This window comes from Hymenobacter sp. 15J16-1T3B, from assembly GCF_020711235.1.
Taxonomy (GTDB): Bacteria; Bacteroidota; Bacteroidia; order Cytophagales; family Hymenobacteraceae; genus Solirubrum.
Genome location: NZ_JAJFAV010000012.1, coordinates 190,874 through 205,998, shown reverse-complemented (window position 1 = coordinate 205,998; position 15,125 = coordinate 190,874). Strand labels below are relative to the sequence as shown.

General features: G+C 65.4%; 15 protein-coding genes. 8 read left to right on the top strand and 7 right to left on the bottom strand.

Going from position 1 to position 15,125, the window contains the following annotated elements:
• Window positions 1–899 (top strand): glycosyltransferase family 2 protein (locus LJ737_RS19445; RefSeq protein WP_227768418.1); only part of this gene is annotated, 899 nt, incomplete at its 5' end.
• A gap of 115 nt (window positions 900–1,014) precedes the next feature.
• On the opposite strand, the gene LJ737_RS19440 is transcribed toward LJ737_RS19445, so the two are convergent.
• The gene (locus tag LJ737_RS19440) at window positions 1,015–1,233 is read right to left on the bottom strand and encodes a PspC domain-containing protein (protein ID WP_227768417.1); all 219 of its coding nucleotides are present in this window, start codon (window positions 1,231–1,233) and stop codon (window positions 1,015–1,017) included.
• A gap of 232 nt (window positions 1,234–1,465) precedes the next feature.
• Between LJ737_RS19440 and LJ737_RS19435 the strand changes: the two genes are divergently transcribed.
• From LJ737_RS19435 to LJ737_RS19425, 3 genes are all read left to right on the top strand, one after another.
• On the top strand, window positions 1,466–3,202 hold the full coding sequence (locus LJ737_RS19435) for a tetratricopeptide repeat protein (RefSeq protein ID WP_227768416.1): 1,737 nt from the start codon (window positions 1,466–1,468) through the stop codon (window positions 3,200–3,202).
• Window positions 3,203–3,616: 414 nt separating this feature from the next.
• Window positions 3,617–3,775, top strand: a complete 159-nt coding sequence (locus LJ737_RS19430; RefSeq protein ID WP_227768415.1) for a hypothetical protein — start codon at window positions 3,617–3,619, stop codon at window positions 3,773–3,775.
• A 148-nt stretch (window positions 3,776–3,923) separates the two neighbouring features.
• Complete coding sequence (locus tag LJ737_RS19425) at window positions 3,924–4,904, top strand: pyruvate dehydrogenase complex E1 component subunit beta (RefSeq protein WP_227768414.1); 981 nt, start codon at window positions 3,924–3,926, stop codon at window positions 4,902–4,904.
• A gap of 130 nt (window positions 4,905–5,034) precedes the next feature.
• On the opposite strand, the gene LJ737_RS19420 is transcribed toward LJ737_RS19425, so the two are convergent.
• Together LJ737_RS19420 and LJ737_RS19415 are read right to left on the bottom strand one after the other, a co-directional pair.
• On the bottom strand, window positions 5,035–6,474 hold the full coding sequence (locus LJ737_RS19420) for a hypothetical protein (RefSeq protein WP_227768413.1): 1,440 nt from the start codon (window positions 6,472–6,474) through the stop codon (window positions 5,035–5,037).
• 131 nt (window positions 6,475–6,605) lie between these two features.
• A complete protein-coding gene (locus LJ737_RS19415; protein WP_227768412.1) occupies window positions 6,606–8,030 on the bottom strand; it encodes a hypothetical protein in 1,425 nt (474 codons plus the stop codon).
• 72 nt (window positions 8,031–8,102) lie between these two features.
• On the opposite strand from LJ737_RS19415, the gene LJ737_RS19410 reads away from it, so the two are divergent.
• Complete coding sequence (locus LJ737_RS19410; protein ID WP_227768411.1) at window positions 8,103–8,696, top strand: DinB family protein; 594 nt, start codon at window positions 8,103–8,105, stop codon at window positions 8,694–8,696.
• A gap of 94 nt (window positions 8,697–8,790) precedes the next feature.
• Here LJ737_RS19410 and LJ737_RS19405 read toward each other — a convergent pair whose 3' ends face one another.
• The 3 genes from LJ737_RS19405 to LJ737_RS19395 all read right to left on the bottom strand — a co-directional run bounded on the left by LJ737_RS19405 (window position 8,791) and on the right by LJ737_RS19395 (window position 10,572).
• Complete coding sequence (locus LJ737_RS19405) at window positions 8,791–9,243, bottom strand: acyl-CoA thioesterase (RefSeq protein WP_227768410.1); 453 nt, start codon at window positions 9,241–9,243, stop codon at window positions 8,791–8,793.
• A 92-nt stretch (window positions 9,244–9,335) separates the two neighbouring features.
• On the bottom strand, window positions 9,336–10,061 hold the full coding sequence (locus LJ737_RS19400; RefSeq protein WP_227768409.1) for a class I SAM-dependent methyltransferase: 726 nt from the start codon (window positions 10,059–10,061) through the stop codon (window positions 9,336–9,338).
• Window positions 10,062–10,122: 61 nt separating this feature from the next.
• Window positions 10,123–10,572: a DMT family transporter gene (locus tag LJ737_RS19395; RefSeq protein WP_227768408.1), complete on the bottom strand. Its 450-nt coding sequence runs from the start codon at window positions 10,570–10,572 to the stop codon at window positions 10,123–10,125.
• Between the two features lie 92 nt (window positions 10,573–10,664).
• Here LJ737_RS19395 and LJ737_RS19390 point away from each other — a divergent pair, with 92 nt between their 5' ends.
• The 3 genes from LJ737_RS19390 to LJ737_RS19380 all read left to right on the top strand — a co-directional run bounded on the left by LJ737_RS19390 (window position 10,665) and on the right by LJ737_RS19380 (window position 13,107).
• Window positions 10,665–10,841 (top strand): DUF2256 domain-containing protein, encoded by a 177-nt coding sequence (locus LJ737_RS19390; RefSeq protein WP_227768407.1) that lies wholly within the window; start codon window positions 10,665–10,667, stop codon window positions 10,839–10,841.
• Window positions 10,842–10,925: 84 nt separating this feature from the next.
• Window positions 10,926–11,318: a hypothetical protein gene (locus tag LJ737_RS19385; protein ID WP_227768406.1), complete on the top strand. Its 393-nt coding sequence runs from the start codon at window positions 10,926–10,928 to the stop codon at window positions 11,316–11,318.
• Between the two features lie 82 nt (window positions 11,319–11,400).
• Window positions 11,401–13,107 carry an acetate--CoA ligase gene (locus tag LJ737_RS19380; protein WP_227768405.1) on the top strand — a complete coding sequence of 569 codons (1,707 nt, stop codon included), beginning with the start codon at window positions 11,401–11,403 and terminating at the stop codon, window positions 13,105–13,107.
• 133 nt (window positions 13,108–13,240) lie between these two features.
• On the opposite strand, the gene LJ737_RS19375 is transcribed toward LJ737_RS19380, so the two are convergent.
• Window positions 13,241–15,115: a CHRD domain-containing protein gene (locus tag LJ737_RS19375; RefSeq protein WP_227768404.1), complete on the bottom strand. Its 1,875-nt coding sequence runs from the start codon at window positions 15,113–15,115 to the stop codon at window positions 13,241–13,243.
• Between the last annotated feature and the right edge of the window lie 10 nt (window positions 15,116–15,125).

The window sequence follows — 15,125 nt, the reverse complement described above, 5'->3', positions numbered from 1 at the left end:
ACGACTCGGTGGCCTGGCTGCGGGCGCAGTACCCCGAGCAGGTGCAGGTACTGCGCTTGGCCGACAACTACGGCTTCTGCGAAGGCTACAACCGCGCCCTGCGCGAGCTGCCCACCGACCGGTACTACGTTCTGCTCAACTCCGACGTGGAAGTGACGCCCGACTGGCTGCGCCCGCAGCTAGAGCTGCTGGCCGAGCGGCCCGCGGTAGCCGCCGTGCAGCCCAAAATCCGCGCCTACCACGCTAAACAGGAGTTTGAGTACGCCGGGGCTGCCGGCGGCTACCTCGACCGGCTGGGCTACCCCTTCTGCCGCGGCCGCCTCTTCGACTCGCTGGAAACCGACCAAGGCCAGTACGACGACCCGCGCCCCGTGGCCTGGGCCACCGGAGCCTGCATGCTGGTGCGCGCCGAGGCCTGGCACGCGCTGCAGGGCCTGGAGCCGGCGTTTTTCGCCCACATGGAGGAAATCGACCTGTGCTGGCGCCTCTGGAATGCCGGCCACGAAGTCTGGTACCACGGCGGCAGCACGGTCTACCACGTCGGCGGTGGCACCCTGCACAAGTCGAACCCGCGCAAAACCTACCTGAACTTCCGCAACGGCCTGGCCTTGCTCTACAAAAACCTCGCGCCCGGCGAGCTGTGGCCCACCCTGCTGCAGCGCACCGGGCTCGACTTGGTGGCGGCGGCCCAACTGCTGGCCAAAGGCCAAACCGGCGACTTCCGGGCCGTGCTACGGGCCCACTGGCACTTCTGGCGGAAGCTGGGCTACTGGCGGCAGCGCCGCGCGCTGGCCAAGCCGCACCTGCGCGCGGCCCAGCGGCCGGGCACCTACAACGGCAGTTTGGTGTGGGCCTACTTCGCGCAGGGCAAGAAGAAGTTCAGCGAGTTGCTAACCTAAATGCAGACGCCCGAAAGGTATTGGAGCGTCGAGCTTACTTGATGGAACAAGAAAACCCGGCCGGACGGCACACGTGCCAGCCAGCCGGGTTTGCGTTGAAAGCGGGAACGGACTCTTACAAATCCCACACCGTGCTGCGCTGCTGGCGCAGGGCGCGGCGCACGTTCATCCAGAACGCCAGGGCGAAGTAGAGCACGATGGGCGAGCCGAAAGTGAAAAAGGAGGCGTAAATAAACGACAACCGCACGCTGCGGGTGGAAAAGCCGATGCGGTTGCCTAAGGCGCTGCACACGCCGAAGCTTTGCTGCTCAATAAAGTCGGTAATGCGTTTCATAGCCGGGTGAGGTTCAGGGCAGTGCTGCCGAAAAGTTAACTTGCTGCCGGCAATTGGGCAAATCCCGGGTGCCGTAAAGTTCGTTGGTTACGTGTCCAATCAGCCGCAATTTGCGTTAAGGGTGCTGATTTTGCCGTTTGAATTGAGTTGCATGAACGTTTCGCGCCGCGCGCTGGTCCCCCTAATTACGGTTGTTTCAACGGCTTGGCTGCCTGCCTGTACGTTGCCGCGCATGCTGCGGGTTGCGCAAAGCGGCCAACAGGTGCAAGCCCGGCCGCCGGTGCTTGAGGCCAACGGCGACCAGGTGCTCGGGGAGCTGACCATTAAAGTACCCGCTGCGCACCTGCACAAAGGCGCCGTGTACGAGCTGCCCCTGCGCTACCGCTACGACAACGGCCTGCGCGAAGACACCGTGGGCACCGTGCGCTTCCAGCTCGGCGAGTACGTGTACGACGACACCGACAAAAGCCTGCTGGTGGTCCGCAAGCCGGTGGCCTTCCGCTTCGAGCCGCGCAAAAACCCCGGGCAGCTGCTGGCCCGCCCGCAGGTGCGCCAGCTCAAGCCCAACGGCAAGGTGCTCAAGGCCGACGCGGAAATCGTGCTGGCGCGCGGCGTGGCCCAGCCCAGCCGCCTGGTAGTGCGCGAACTGGAGCCGGTGCAGTATCTACCCGAAGCCGCCAGCCTCGAAGGCGGCGGCACCCGCGTGCTGCCCTTCTTTTTTGACCAGGGGCAGTCGGCGGTGCGCAACTACCTCGGCACCAACGTGGCCGCGCTGGAGGAATTCATCGAAGCCAACCAGCGCACCGAAAAGGTGATGATTGCGGCCGGCCACTCGCCCGATTCGCTCGACTCGCACGACCGGCAGCTGGCCGACAAGCGCGTGAAGGCCCTGCTGAAGTACTACCAGAAGCGCCTCGATACCGACTCCTATCTGAACTCGCTCAAGACGGTGCAGTTTGAAACCCAGACCTACCACCGCCGCTGGGATTTGTTTGTGAGCAAGGTACAGGCCTCGGCCCTGAAGCCCGCCCAGCAGGATTCGGTTATCGACATCATTAACGAGGCGCCCGGCGGCTGGGCCGGCAAGGAAAAAGCCCTGCACAAGCTCAGCTACTTTGATTACCTGGAGCAGTACATCTACCCGGTGATGCGCTTCGGCACGGTGGCCGTGAAGTACTCCGCTCCCAAGCGCCTGCAGTCGGAAATCTACATTCTCTCCAAGAAAATCGTAGAGAAGGAGGTGGAGGCCGATGCGCTGACGCCGGAGGAGCTGCGCTACTCGGCCACGCTCACCCCGCTGCTGGCCGAAAAGCAGCGCATCTACGAAACGGCCGTGGCTACCTCCGGCTCCTGGCAGGCCTACCACAACCTCGGGGTGGTGCTGCTGGAGCGCGCCGACAAGGAAGTGTCGGACAAGGTGCGCAAGGCCTACCAGCGCCGGGCGGCCACCAACTTCACCTTGGCCGCCCACCGCAACCCCACGGCCGAAATGTTCTACCACGTGGCCACGGCCTGGCACCGCGCCGGCGACCGGCTCGAGGCCCTGCAGAACTACGACTACGCCATCAAGCTCGGCGGCCCGCGGCTGGTGCTCGACAAGGTATTCGCCGACAAAGCCGCCCTAGAAATCGAAATCGGGCAGACCGACGACGCGCTGCGCAGCCTCGGCTTCGGCGACCCGCAGGCCTACCAGAATGTGATGAACAAGGCGCTTATCTACCTCACCAAGGAAAACTACGAGGGCGCCGCCGACATCTACAACCAAGCCCTGGCCCTGCGGCCCAACGACGCGCAGGCCTACTACTGCCTGGCCGTGGTGGCCGCCCGCGCCCAGCGCCCCGGCGACGTGGGCCAGTATTTGCGCCGCGCCGTGCAGCTCGACCGCAGCTACGCCCAGCGCGCCGTCGAGGACCTGGAATTCCGCGAGTACGCTACCAACAAAGTGTTTACTGAGGCCCTGCGGCAGTAAAAGCAGAACGACAACTCCCCTACTCATTTGAAGATCGGACGCCGGGTCGCAGGCCTAGCTGAGGTGGCGAAGGGTATTTATTGACACATTTGACATATAATTAATTACCAGCGACTTATATAACTAACAAACGTCACTGTCGGCGGCCAGTATATCGATCTGGAATGGCCAGATGGTGGCTATGCCGACCTACATAACAATTTCGACTTCACCGCTCTGCACTTTGAACCTAGCCAAGCACGGCTCCGGCTGGCATGGCGGAAGTCGGCGGGCGAGTGGGCGAAACTCGAACCGTGGGCTGAGTTGTGCCTGCTGTTCGAAGGCGTAAGCTTCCTGCGCATCAAAGAACGCGACCCAGAATATCCGTTGAGCGAAGACGACTGCCTGATGCATATCTGCCGTACTCCGCCCCAAATGCGTGATTCGAAAGACCCCAGCGAGTTCGAGAGTATTTATTTCAACGAGGATGCCCAGCCTAATTACGACCTGCTGCTGTACTTCCAAAGTGAGTGGGGCCTCAAAGTCAACGCCGCCACCGTGCGCCTAGAACTGACACCGGAACAAGACGCCTAAGCATTTCCGCGCACCGCAAACGTTTGCTATTTCCCGCAAGGCGGCTCGAATTTGCCCACTCCCGCCGAGGGTTGTAGCTTTACGAGCCGGTTCAGCCCGAACCGGCCCAAGTTTTCATTGACCCGACTTTTTCTTTCCTGACATCTACATGCGGACCATCCAATTCCGGGAAGCCCTGCGCGAAGCCATGTCCGAGGAAATGCGCCGTGACCCGAGCATTTTCCTGATGGGCGAAGAGGTAGCCGAATACAACGGCGCCTACAAAGTAAGCCAAGGCATGCTCGACGAGTTTGGTGCGGAGCGCGTCATCGACACCCCGATTGCCGAGCTGGGCTTTGCCGGCATCGGCGTGGGTGCCTCAATGAACGGCCTGCGCCCCATCATCGAGTTCATGACCTTCAACTTCTCGCTGGTGGCCATCGACCAGGTCATCAACTCCGCGGCCAAGATGATGTCGATGTCGGGCGGGCAGTACACCTGCCCTATCGTGTTCCGCGGCCCGACCGGCAACGCCGGCATGCTCTCCTCGCAGCACTCGCAGAACTTCGAGAACTGGTACGCCAACACGCCCGGCCTGAAAGTGGTGGTTCCCTCGAACCCCTACGACGCCAAGGGCCTGCTCAAAGCCGCCATCCGCGACAATGACCCGGTGATTTTCATGGAGTCGGAGCTGATGTACGGCGACAAGGGCGAAGTGCCGGAAGAGGAGTACATCCTTGAAATTGGCAAAGCCAACGTGGTGCGCCAGGGTAAGCACGTGACCATCGTGTCGTTCGGCAAGATGATGAAGGTGGTGTACGCCGCCGCCGACGAGCTGGCAAAGGAAGGCATCGAAGCCGAGGTTATCGACCTGCGCTCGGTCCGCCCCATCGACTACGCCACGCTGGTGGAATCGGTGAAGAAAACCAACCGCCTGGTGGTGGTGGAAGAAGCCTGGCCGCTCGCCTCGATCAGCTCGGAGCTGGCCTACCACGTGCAGCGCTACGCCTTCGACTACCTCGACGCGCCGGTAGTGCGCATCACCTCGGCCGACGTGCCGCTGCCCTACGCCCCCACCCTCATCGAAGCCGCGCTGCCGAACGTAGCCCGCACGGTGAAGGCGGTGAAGGACGTGCTGTACCGCAAATAGCCCTCGGATCCGCCGGATTTTCGGATTCCGCGGATTTAAGAACGATTGGAGGCCCGGAGCTTTACTGCTTCGGGCCTTTTTCGTTGGTCTATTGCAGCGGCTTACACCCAGACGGGCACCGCGGCCAAGCTCAGGGCCGGGCCGGTGCCAGCCGCTGCCCGCGCAACGAGCGGCCGCCGTACTCCAGCTGCGCTTGGGTGGCCGTCGAAGCCGCAAAACACAGCACCAGAAACAGCGCATAGCCTGTCCCTATTAGCCCTAATTGCCGCCACGGCAGCAGGCCAGGCCGCCACGCCGCGGGCCAGCCAAAGCAGACCAACGCGTAGAGCAGCAGGTGCAACGGCAACAGGTACCGGCATTCTACGTCGGTGGGCAGCACCAGCAGGCAGGGCAGCAGCAGCACGGCCAAAGCGAGCAGCTGCGCCCGGCGGACACCGTGGCGGCGGTGCCAGAGCACCAGCGCGGCGGCAAACCAGACCGAGTAGTTCAGCGCAGCCAGCGACCAGGTGGGCGTGTACACTCGCTGAATGTAGGGCGTGGGGTACTGCACGTCGAGGCCGTTGAAGAGGCGGCGCAGGTAAAGGCCGGCGAAAAAGCCCGGGTTCTGCCAGACCAAACGAGCGTATTCAGCTGTGGAGCCAAACTCGCGGATGCGTTGCTGCTCCACGAAGCGGCGGCCGGCCGGATCGAAGAAAAAGAGCACCGACTGCGGGTAATCGGCGCCGATGCTGGTTTCGTACTTCTGGAACTTGAGCCCCCGCAGCAGCTTGAAGCGGTAGAGCGTGCCCGGTGCAATGTTGGCGTCCTGGGCCAGCACCAGCGGGGTAGCCTGCCCGAAGTGGCGCTGGTTGATGAGCAGCTGCGGCCCAAGCACCAGGGCCCCGCCCAGCAGCAGCGCGGCCACGGCCCCGACGCGGCGGCCGGTGCCAAGGCCGGTCGGGAGCAAGACCCACTGCAGCGCGAGAAACAACGGCACCGCCGCCAGGTAAATCGGGCGCATGTTGGTGGCCGCGGCCAGGCATATCCCCGCCCCCAGCGCCGCACCCAGCTGCCCCGGCCGGCGAAACAGCAGCAACAAGCCCAGCCCCAGCGCCCAGAGGGCCGGAAAATCGGTGAGGGGGAAGTTGAAATGGTCGCGCCAGAACCCGAAGCCCAGCGCGGCAAAGGCCAGCCGCCGCGGCCCGCTCAGCGGCGCCGGGTCGACTACGGCCTGCCAGAGCAACGGCCCCAGCAGCCCGAAGCCCCCCGCGGCCGACAGCGCGCCCAGCAGGCGGGTAAACGCCAACGGCGGCAAGCCGGAGTAGAACTGCGCCACCCGCGCCGGCAGCAAGAGCAGCGGCCACACGTAGCCGCGCATGGCGTCGTGGAAGTGCAGCAGCGAGAGGCTACCCACCTTGTGGAAGTAGATGGAAATAAACCAGTACAGCTCGGCATCATACACCAGGCGCGGGTAGCTGGTCAGCGGCAGATACAGCAAGTACGCCGCCAGCACCAGCAGCGTCAGCGGCAGGTAGCGGCGCCAGGCCGGGCGGGCGGAAGGCGGAAGAGCAGCGGAACGGGGCAAACGCACGGCGAAAAGCATTCACGGTGGCGGGCAGGTCCGGCCCGACGGCACCAGGGGCAGGCAAGATACAGCCCGCCCTCGGCTACCGGCATCACGTCGAAAGCAAGTTGGACAGCTAACGAGGGAGCCCCGGCCTGCTAGGGCCAGAGCAGGCGCGGGCCGTTGGTCATGTGCCACAGCGTATTCGAGGAGATGACCAGGCATATGAGCACGAAGGCCGCGTAGGCCAGCGCCACCGGCCAGCGCAGCAGCCACGGCCGCCAGTCGGCGGGCCATTGAAAGCTGAGCACGGCGTAGAGCAGCAGGTAGATCGGGATGAAAAAGCGGCACTCGATGGCCGTGGGAATGGCCAGCAGACAGGGTCCGACGAGCACCGCCAGCACCACCCACTGCGCCCAGGTGGGCCGCCGGTGGCGCCGGCCAAGCAGCAGCAGCCCGGCTAGAAACAGCACGGTGTAGTTCAGCAACGACAGCGGCAGCGTGGAACCGAACACCCGCAGCAAGTAGGGCGTGGGGTACTTCAGGTCGAGCCCGTTGAAGACGTGGCGGGCGTAAAGGGCCACCATGTCGGCCGGGTTGTGGCGCACGGCCACGAGGTAGTGGTTTAGGTCGCGCAGGCCGTAGATAAAGGAAATCTGCTCCTCGTCCATGATGCGCTGGCCGACTTGGTCCACGTACATGATGCGCGGCTCCGGTTCCCGGGTGCCGGGCACGCAGTAGTCGGGGTCGATGGTGGTTTCGTACTTCTGCACGGCCAGGCCCCAGCTCAGCTGCGACAGGTAGAGGCTCTGCGGGGCGGCGGGGTTTTTCCAGGTCAGCACAAAGGGCGTGTACTGCCCGAAGTGCTTGGCGTTCATGGCCAGCTGGGGCGCCCCTACCAGGGCCATGCCGAGCACAAACGCGCCCAGCTGACGGCTCACCACCGCCCAGGCCAGCTGCTGGCGCCGGGCCAGCACCATCCCGCCCACGATGAGCAGCCCCGCCGCCCCCGCGTACACCGGCCGCATGTTGACGGCGGCCATGCACAGTACGCCGGCCAGCAGCACGCTCCCCGGCCGGTGCCCGCGCCGGGCAATTAGCCAGAACACGGTGAGCATCACGCCCAGCGACAAAAAGTCGGTGAGGGGAAAGTTGAAGTAGTCGCGCCAGAACACGAAGCCCAGCGCGGCAAAGGCCAGCCGCCGCCCCCAGCTCAGCGGCGCCGGGTCGACCACGGCCTGCCAGGTGGCCGGCGCGGCCCAGCCAAACAGTCCCGCCGCCAGCAGGGCGCCCAAAGCCCGCGTAAACTGAATCGGGGGAATGTGGGTGAGGTAGGCCACAACCCGAAACGGAAACAGCAGCAGCGGCAGCAGGTAACCGCGGATGCTGGAGTCGAACGAGAGCAGGTGGAAGCTCTTGGTGGGGTAATAATACCGGCCCGTCAGGTCCCAGTACGTCATCGAATCGTAGTACAGGGCCGTGTAGGGCGTGCTATACAGATACACCAGGTAACCCAGCAACAGGGCACCGGTCAGGCGCCGGACGACGACGCGCTCGGGGGCAGAGGATGGCAACGGGGACATTCGTGCGCAAAGGTGTACCTTTTAGACCGAGCTTTGCCAGCCCGGCCCGCTTCTTTCCTTGCTGCCTTCCCCATGAACCACCGCCTGCACCTGCGCTTCGAACAGCTCGAAAGCGCGACCGAACAACTTCTGCAAGACGCCGCCCGCCTCGGCGAACGAGCGTACGCGGCCCCGGCGGCCGGGCAGTGGTCGGCCGCGCACGTGGTGCACCACCTGCTCGCCTCGGAAGCGGCCATCGGGCAGTACCTGCAGCAGAAACTGCGCGAGGTCGAGCAGCTGGGCCAGGCCAATGCGGGCATGAAGCTGCGGGCCGCCCTGCTGCGGCTGGCCCTGCGCCTGCCGGGCCTGCGCTTCAAGGCCCCTTCGCGGGTAGCGGCCCTCACGCCCGCCGATGCGGCCACTCTGCCCCCGCTGGCCGACATGCGCCAGCAGTGGGCGGCTTCGCGGCGGCATTTGGAGCAGCTGCTCAACGAGTTTCCGAGCCGCTATGCCCGCCGCGCCATCTTCAAGCACCCGCGCGCCGGCATGCTCACCATCCAGCAGACCCTGGACTTCATGCTCGACCACGTATTGCACCACCGCCAGCAGCTGGCCCGCATCAGCAAGGCGCTGGGCCCGGCCTCGGCGCCCCCCGCCCGCCAGGGCCAAAACGCCGCGGCGGGCTAAGGCCGCGGCTGCTGCCCAAGCACCAAACCGGCCCCAGCGGGTTCCGACGGGTAGTCGAATCCGCTGGGGCCGGCTGCGTGGGGCCACACCGCGTCTACTCGGCCTTGGGGCGCCGCTCGATGGGGGCGTAGGTGCTGTGGTGCGTCAGTTGGCTCAGGGCCTGGGCCAGCTCCACCGGCGGTACGGCCAGCTTGCGCTGCCGCAAGTCCAGCCAGGCCCCGTCGACGGTGATGGTGGCCGACTCGCGCCCGTCCTGCTTGTACACCGTGTGCACGATGCGCCAGCGGCTGCCGTCCTCGCTCAGGCCGGCTAGTCGGGCATCTACTTTGATGAGTTCGTTTGGGCTGATTTCCTTTAGAAAGCGCGTGTCTTCGCGAAACAGAATCGGGCCGATGCCGAGCTTGGCAAACTGGGCCAGCGGAAAGCCCGCGTCAGTGAGGTAGTCGAGGCGCAGCTGGGCGGCGTAGTCGTTGTAGGCCGAGTGGCGCATGTGGCCGTTCGGGTCGAGGTCGGCCCAGCGAATGGGGTACTGTTTGGCGTAGGTCATGCGGGGAAGGTTGGGGCAAAAAAGCAGCCCGCGGGCGAAAGGCCGGATAACCGGCGGGGCGGGCAGATGGTTCGGGCAGCGGGCCCGCGCGGCTAGGCGCGGCGCGTGAGGCGCACCAGAAACTGCTGGTTGTCGTCCTCGTCGACGAATTCTACGTCGTAGCCGGCGGCCTCGGCGTAGTCCTGCACGATGGTGGGGTCGGCAAACAGCCAGTGGAAACCCGGGCCGGTTTGTTCTTTATAGCTCATCTGGTAGTCAACCTGCCCGTAGTAAGGCGCGTTCAGGTCGAACACCAGGGCGCCGTCTTCGTCCTCGAACAGGTAGCTGATGTCGGCCGAAGTGGCCAGGATTTGCCCGCCGGGCGCCAGCAGCGGCTCGGCCAGGGCCAGAAACTTCTCCAGGCCTTCCAGCGTGCCCACCACGCCCAGCCCGTTCATGAGCATGAGCAGGGTGTCGTAGCGCGCGTCGTCGGCGCGCGTGCTCAGCTCAAACACGTCGTGGCAGGCCACTTCCTGCACCCCGCGCTGCTGCATCACCTGCACCGCCCCCGGCGACACGTCCACGGCCTTGACCTGAAACCCGCGGCTTTGCAGCTCCAAGGCGTGGGCGCCGGCGCCGGCCCCGAGGTCGAGCACTCGGCCGCGGCACTGGTCGAGGGCGGTGCGCTCCAGGGCGGGCATTTCCCACAGCGTGCGGAAAAAGTACTTGGCGGGTAGCGGCTCGTCCTCGGCCACGTTGCTGTGCACGGTGATGGTGGCGGCCGCGTGGCCGGCCACGTAGTCGAGCAGGGCCGCGCCGATGGGGTCGAAAGTAGCCATGAGGTGAAATGGGGGGGTGGATGGCCGACCGCCGGCCGAAATGACCGGGGCCGCCTACAAATCAGAAGCGACGAATCAATACTACGCCAATGAGCAGCAACAGGACGCCGGCTACCCGGCCCGGCGAGAGGCGCTGCACGGGCAGGCCAAACAACCCAAAGTGGTCTAAGAGCACCGACAGCAGCAGTTGCCCGGCAATGAGCAGGCCGAAGGTGAGGGCCACGCCCAGGCGCGGCGTGAGTACCGTGACGGAACCCACGTAGCAGGCGCCGATGACCCCGCCCAGCCACACCGTGGGCGACTGGGTGCGCACGGCGTCGGCAATGCTGCTCAGGCGCATGCCTGCGGCCAGGGCAATGAGGAGCAGGGTGAGCGTGCCTACGGCAAAGGACGCCAGCGCGGCCACCACCGGGCCGTCGGTGGCGCGGGCCAGGCGGGTGTTGAGCGCGGCCTGCACGGGTAGCAGCGCGCCCATACTGACGGCCAGCAGCATCAGGAGTAATCGATTCATGCGGGAGGGAAACGGAAAAAGCCCGCAAAGGTAGCCACAACTCGGCGCCCCGCCACCGAGTACTAGTATTACTCATCTGTTTCCGTCGCAGCATGGCCGCCTCCGCTCCCACCCCGCGCTACACCAAAGCCACCCTGCCCACCAAAGTCTGCGCCACCTGCGGCCGGCCCTTTGCCTGGCGCAAGAAGTGGGCCCGCACCTGGGAGCAGGTGAAGTACTGCGGCGAAAAATGCCAGCGCAACCGGCCCAAGCCCCCTGATGCCACCTGAGCGTCGCCGCGACCCCGCCGGCTTTCCGTTGTATCCTTCCGCCGGCGCCTTCCGTTCAGTTACCGACCTTGTTTTCTCTCAACCATGGCCTCCAACCTCGATTACCTCGACCCCAACCTGCTCCCGCTGGAGGAGAAAGTCACGGCCTACCTGGCCGCCGAAGAAGAATTGCGCCAGCTGCACGTGGCCGCCGTCTCGCACCAGGCCGAAGCCGCCCAGCCCGCCCCCGACCCGGCGCCGTTTGAGCAACGCCCGCCCACCGGCAGCTTCGACCAGACCACCGACGAGCAGGCCCAGCAGCGCGACAACCTGCAAACCACGCTGGCGGCGCTGCGCCAGGACATCCTCGCCCTGCTCCCGACCCGAGACGAGTGGGTGAAAGTCAACCTGGGCTATGGCCCGAGCCGCGTAGGGGCCTTCCGCGACGAAACCAGCCCGGCCGACGCGCCAAACTACATCCTGCGGGTAGTACATTAAGCCGCCCAAAGCCCCCGCTTCGGGCGCGGCCGGCTTTGGGCGGCCGCGCCTTTTTGTGTTGCCCCTCACCCACCCTGCCCGCATGAAAGCGTATTTCCAGCAGTTTCAACAGCTGGCCGCGGCCGGCCGCTACGAGGACCTGGCCCAGCTGCCCATTCCCAAGCCGGAGTACTTCAACTGGACCGCCGACATCTTCGAGGGCCTGCACGCGGCCGCGCACCCCGCCAAAGCAGCCCTGCGCCTGGTCGGCGACGAGGCCGAACCCGCGGAAAGCTATAGCTACGCGGCGCTGAGCGGGCACGCCAACCGCCTGCTCAACTACTGGCGCGCCCGCGGCGTGCAGCCCGGGCAGGCGGTGCTGCTGATGGTGCCCGTGGTGGCCGAACTGTGGTTTACCTACCTCGCCGGCATCAAGGGCGGGCAGGTGCTCATTCCCACCGCCACCATCATGACGGTGCCGGACCTGCAGTACCGCTTCGGCCGGCTGTTGCCCGCCGTGGTCATTGCCGATGCCGACAACGCCGCCAAAATCGACGAGGCCGAAGCGGCGCTGGGCGCGCAGATTCCGCTGAAAATGCTGGTCGGGGCGGGCCCGCGCCCGGGCTGGGCCGGCTTCGAGGAAACCCAGGCGTACCCGGCCACGGCCGAGCCCGCTCCCACCCGCTCCGACGACCCGCTGTTCCTCTTCTTCACCTCGGGCACCACGGGCCTGCCCAAAGTCGTCACGCACACCCACTTTTCTTACCCCGTCGGGCACTTGAGCACGGCCGCCTGGATTGGCGTCGGGCCCGACGATTTGCACTGCAACATCTCGCAGGCGGGCTGGGCCAAATTTGCCTGGAGCAGTTTTTTTGCCCCGTTGAGCGTGGGCGCGGCGCTGCTGGTGTACCGGCAGGCCGGCAAGTTTGCGGCCCCGCCCCTGCTGCGGGCCCTGCAGCGCGAGGGCGCTACCACGTTTTGCGCCCCGCCCACGGTGCTGCGTCTGCTCATTCTGGAAGACCTGGCGGCCTACCAGTTCCAGTTCCGCGAGTGCGTCAGCGCCGGCGAGCCGCTCAACCCCGAAGTTATTGAGGCCTGGCAGCGCGGCACCGGCCGGCTGATCCGCGACGGGTACGGACAAACCGAAAGCACCGCTATGGTGTACAACCTACCCGGCAGCGCGGTGCGCTTCGGCTCCATGGGCCGCCCCTCCTTCATGTACGATATCGTCATTGCCGACGACGAGGGCCGCGAGTTGCCGGCCCTGGAGGAAGGCCACATTGCGGTGCGCATGGACACCGGCCGCCCCAACGGCATTTTCAAGGAGTATTTCGGCGAGCCGGAGCGCGGCGCTACGGTGTTCCGCCACGGCCTGTACTACACCGGCGACAAAGCCTACCGCGACGCCGACGGCTACGTGTGGTTCGTCGGCCGCGACGACGACGTCATCAAGTCCTCCGACTACCGCGTGGGCCCCTTCGAAGTAGAAAGCGCCCTTATTGACCACCCGGCCGTGGTGGAAGCAGCGGTGGTTGGCTCCCCTCACTCCATCAAAGGCCACGAAATCAAAGCCTTCGTCATCCTACACCCCAGCTCACCGGCCTCCGAAGCGCTGGCAGAGGAGCTGTTTGCGTTTGCCCGGCAGCAGCTAGCGCCCTACAAGATGCCGCGCATCCTGGAATTTGTGGCTGAGCTGCCGAAAACCATCAGCGGCAAAATCCGCCGCGTGGAGCTGCGGGCTCAGGAGGAACAGCACCGTCGTCACGGCAGCCCCGAGCCGCGGCAGGAGTATTTCTACGTCAAAAAGTAGCCAAAACGACCCGGCTGACAGGCTGACGGCCCTGCCGCTGGGGGCTGCCAGGCCGGGTAAAGACCTCATTATCTGCAATAAAAAAAGGGCAGCTAACAGCCGCCCTCTTTTCCACAACCAAAACACCTAAAAACTATTCTTTCGCAAATTTAGTGACAATCTTCGTGCCAGAAGCATTTATCGTGATAAAATATATTCCGGCCTTCAGGTCACTAACCCCAAGAGTCGGATTGTTGACTCCGGGTTGCATGCGCACGGTTTGCGAAAGAATCTGGCGGCCCAACACATCGTGGACCTGAATGGTGCCCGCTGCGGCTACTTTACTTTCAAAGGTCAGCTGCAGCTGCCCGCGCGCCGGATTGGGATACACCGCAAACGACTCGGCGACCAGGGCTTCGGGCTGCGTAGCCAGCACCCGGCTCAGGTTGCGGGCGCCGCGCAGCACCTGCCCGCGGATTTCCCCGCCGGGGTTGGCGGCCGTGTGCAGGTTCACGTACATACTGTCGCGGCGGAACTGCAGGGAGCGGCGCAGGGTAAACGGCTGCGCGGCGGTGCTGGTCCAAAAGCCGTTGGCTTCGAAGGGGTTGGTCGTGTTGTTGAAAAAGGCGGGCAGATTGAACACCACCGGTCCGGCTTGCCGGAGTAGCCCGGTGTGGAAGTGGCCCTGCGTGGCCGGCCCGCTGAGCCCGCCCCACACCAGGGCAAAGTGCGCGTTGTTCTGGTCGCGGTCGACGGAGACGAAGCCCGCGCCGTAACCGCCGCTGCTCACCGGGTTGGGGGCCTCCTGCTGGCCGTTCAGGGCGAAAGTGTAGCCCTCCCGCGCCAAGCGGTAGATCTGCCCGCGAATTTCGCCGTTGGGGTTAGCGGCCGTCGTGAAGACCACGTTGGCGCCGCCGCTCAGAAACAGGTTGATGGCGGCCGCATTCAGGCCGGTTAGCGTCAGGCCGAAGCTGTTGCCCGTGCTGGCCGGAATGGCCACGTTCAGCAGGCGCGTGGCGGTGGTATTGGCCGTGCCGGCATCGTTGGCAAACAGCTGAATGCTGGTGGGCGCGCCGCTCAGCCCGGTATGCGAAACGGCAATGCGCAGCGTGTCCAGCGTAGTATTCAGGCGGAGCACCGCCACGCCGTGGCCGGTGGTCGTGACGGCCGGCACCATCTGCGTGCCGTCGAGACGGGCGTCGTGGGCCAGGGAGCGGGCGGCGAGCAGCACCTGCCCGCGGATTTCGCCGCCGGGGTTGTTGGCCGTGTGCACGTTGAAATAGATCTGCCCGGCCGCCAGGGCCGTGAGGAAGGCGGCCGTGGGCGTAATTTCGCCCTCGATGACGTTGCCGGTGCGGAAGGATTCCGTGCCCACGATTACCGGGCCGCTGACGCCGAAGGCGCCGGTATGGAAGTGGCTGTTGGTAATGGCGCTGCTCAGCCCCGACACCACCACCTTGAACTTGAGCTTGGTCTGGTCCTGGCTCAGGTTGAACGTGCCCAGGCCGGTGCCGCTGGTCGTGACGGCCGGCACTTCCTGGTCGCCCGTCAACGTGGCGGCGTACTCGCCGTCGGTTTCCACCTCGATCTGCCCGCGGATTTCGCCACCGGGATTGGCGGCCGTGTGCACGTTGATGTAGTACTCGCCGCGCAGGTACTTGCTGAGCTTGGCCCGGTCGAGGTCGGTGCCGGTGAGGAAGCCCTGCATGCGGTTGCCGGTGATGAAGGGCAGCAGGTTGGTCACCACCGGCCCGGCCACGCCGCGGGCCCCGTCGTGCACGTGGGCCTGGGTGATGGCGCCGCTCAGCCCGTTGAAAGCGGCGGTAATAAACAGGGTGTCGCGGGTGGCGTTCAGGGTGAAGCTGGCCACGCCGCGGGCGTTGGTCGTGACGGCCGGTACTTCCTGGTCGCCGCGCAGCTGGGCGCCGAGCAGCAGGTGCGGGCGCAGGTGGTCGGCGCGGGCGGCCAGGCTGAGCAGCAGCGCAACGGTCAGCCCGAACAGTCGCCCGAGAGTAGATGGTCGGTTCATAACGGAGGAT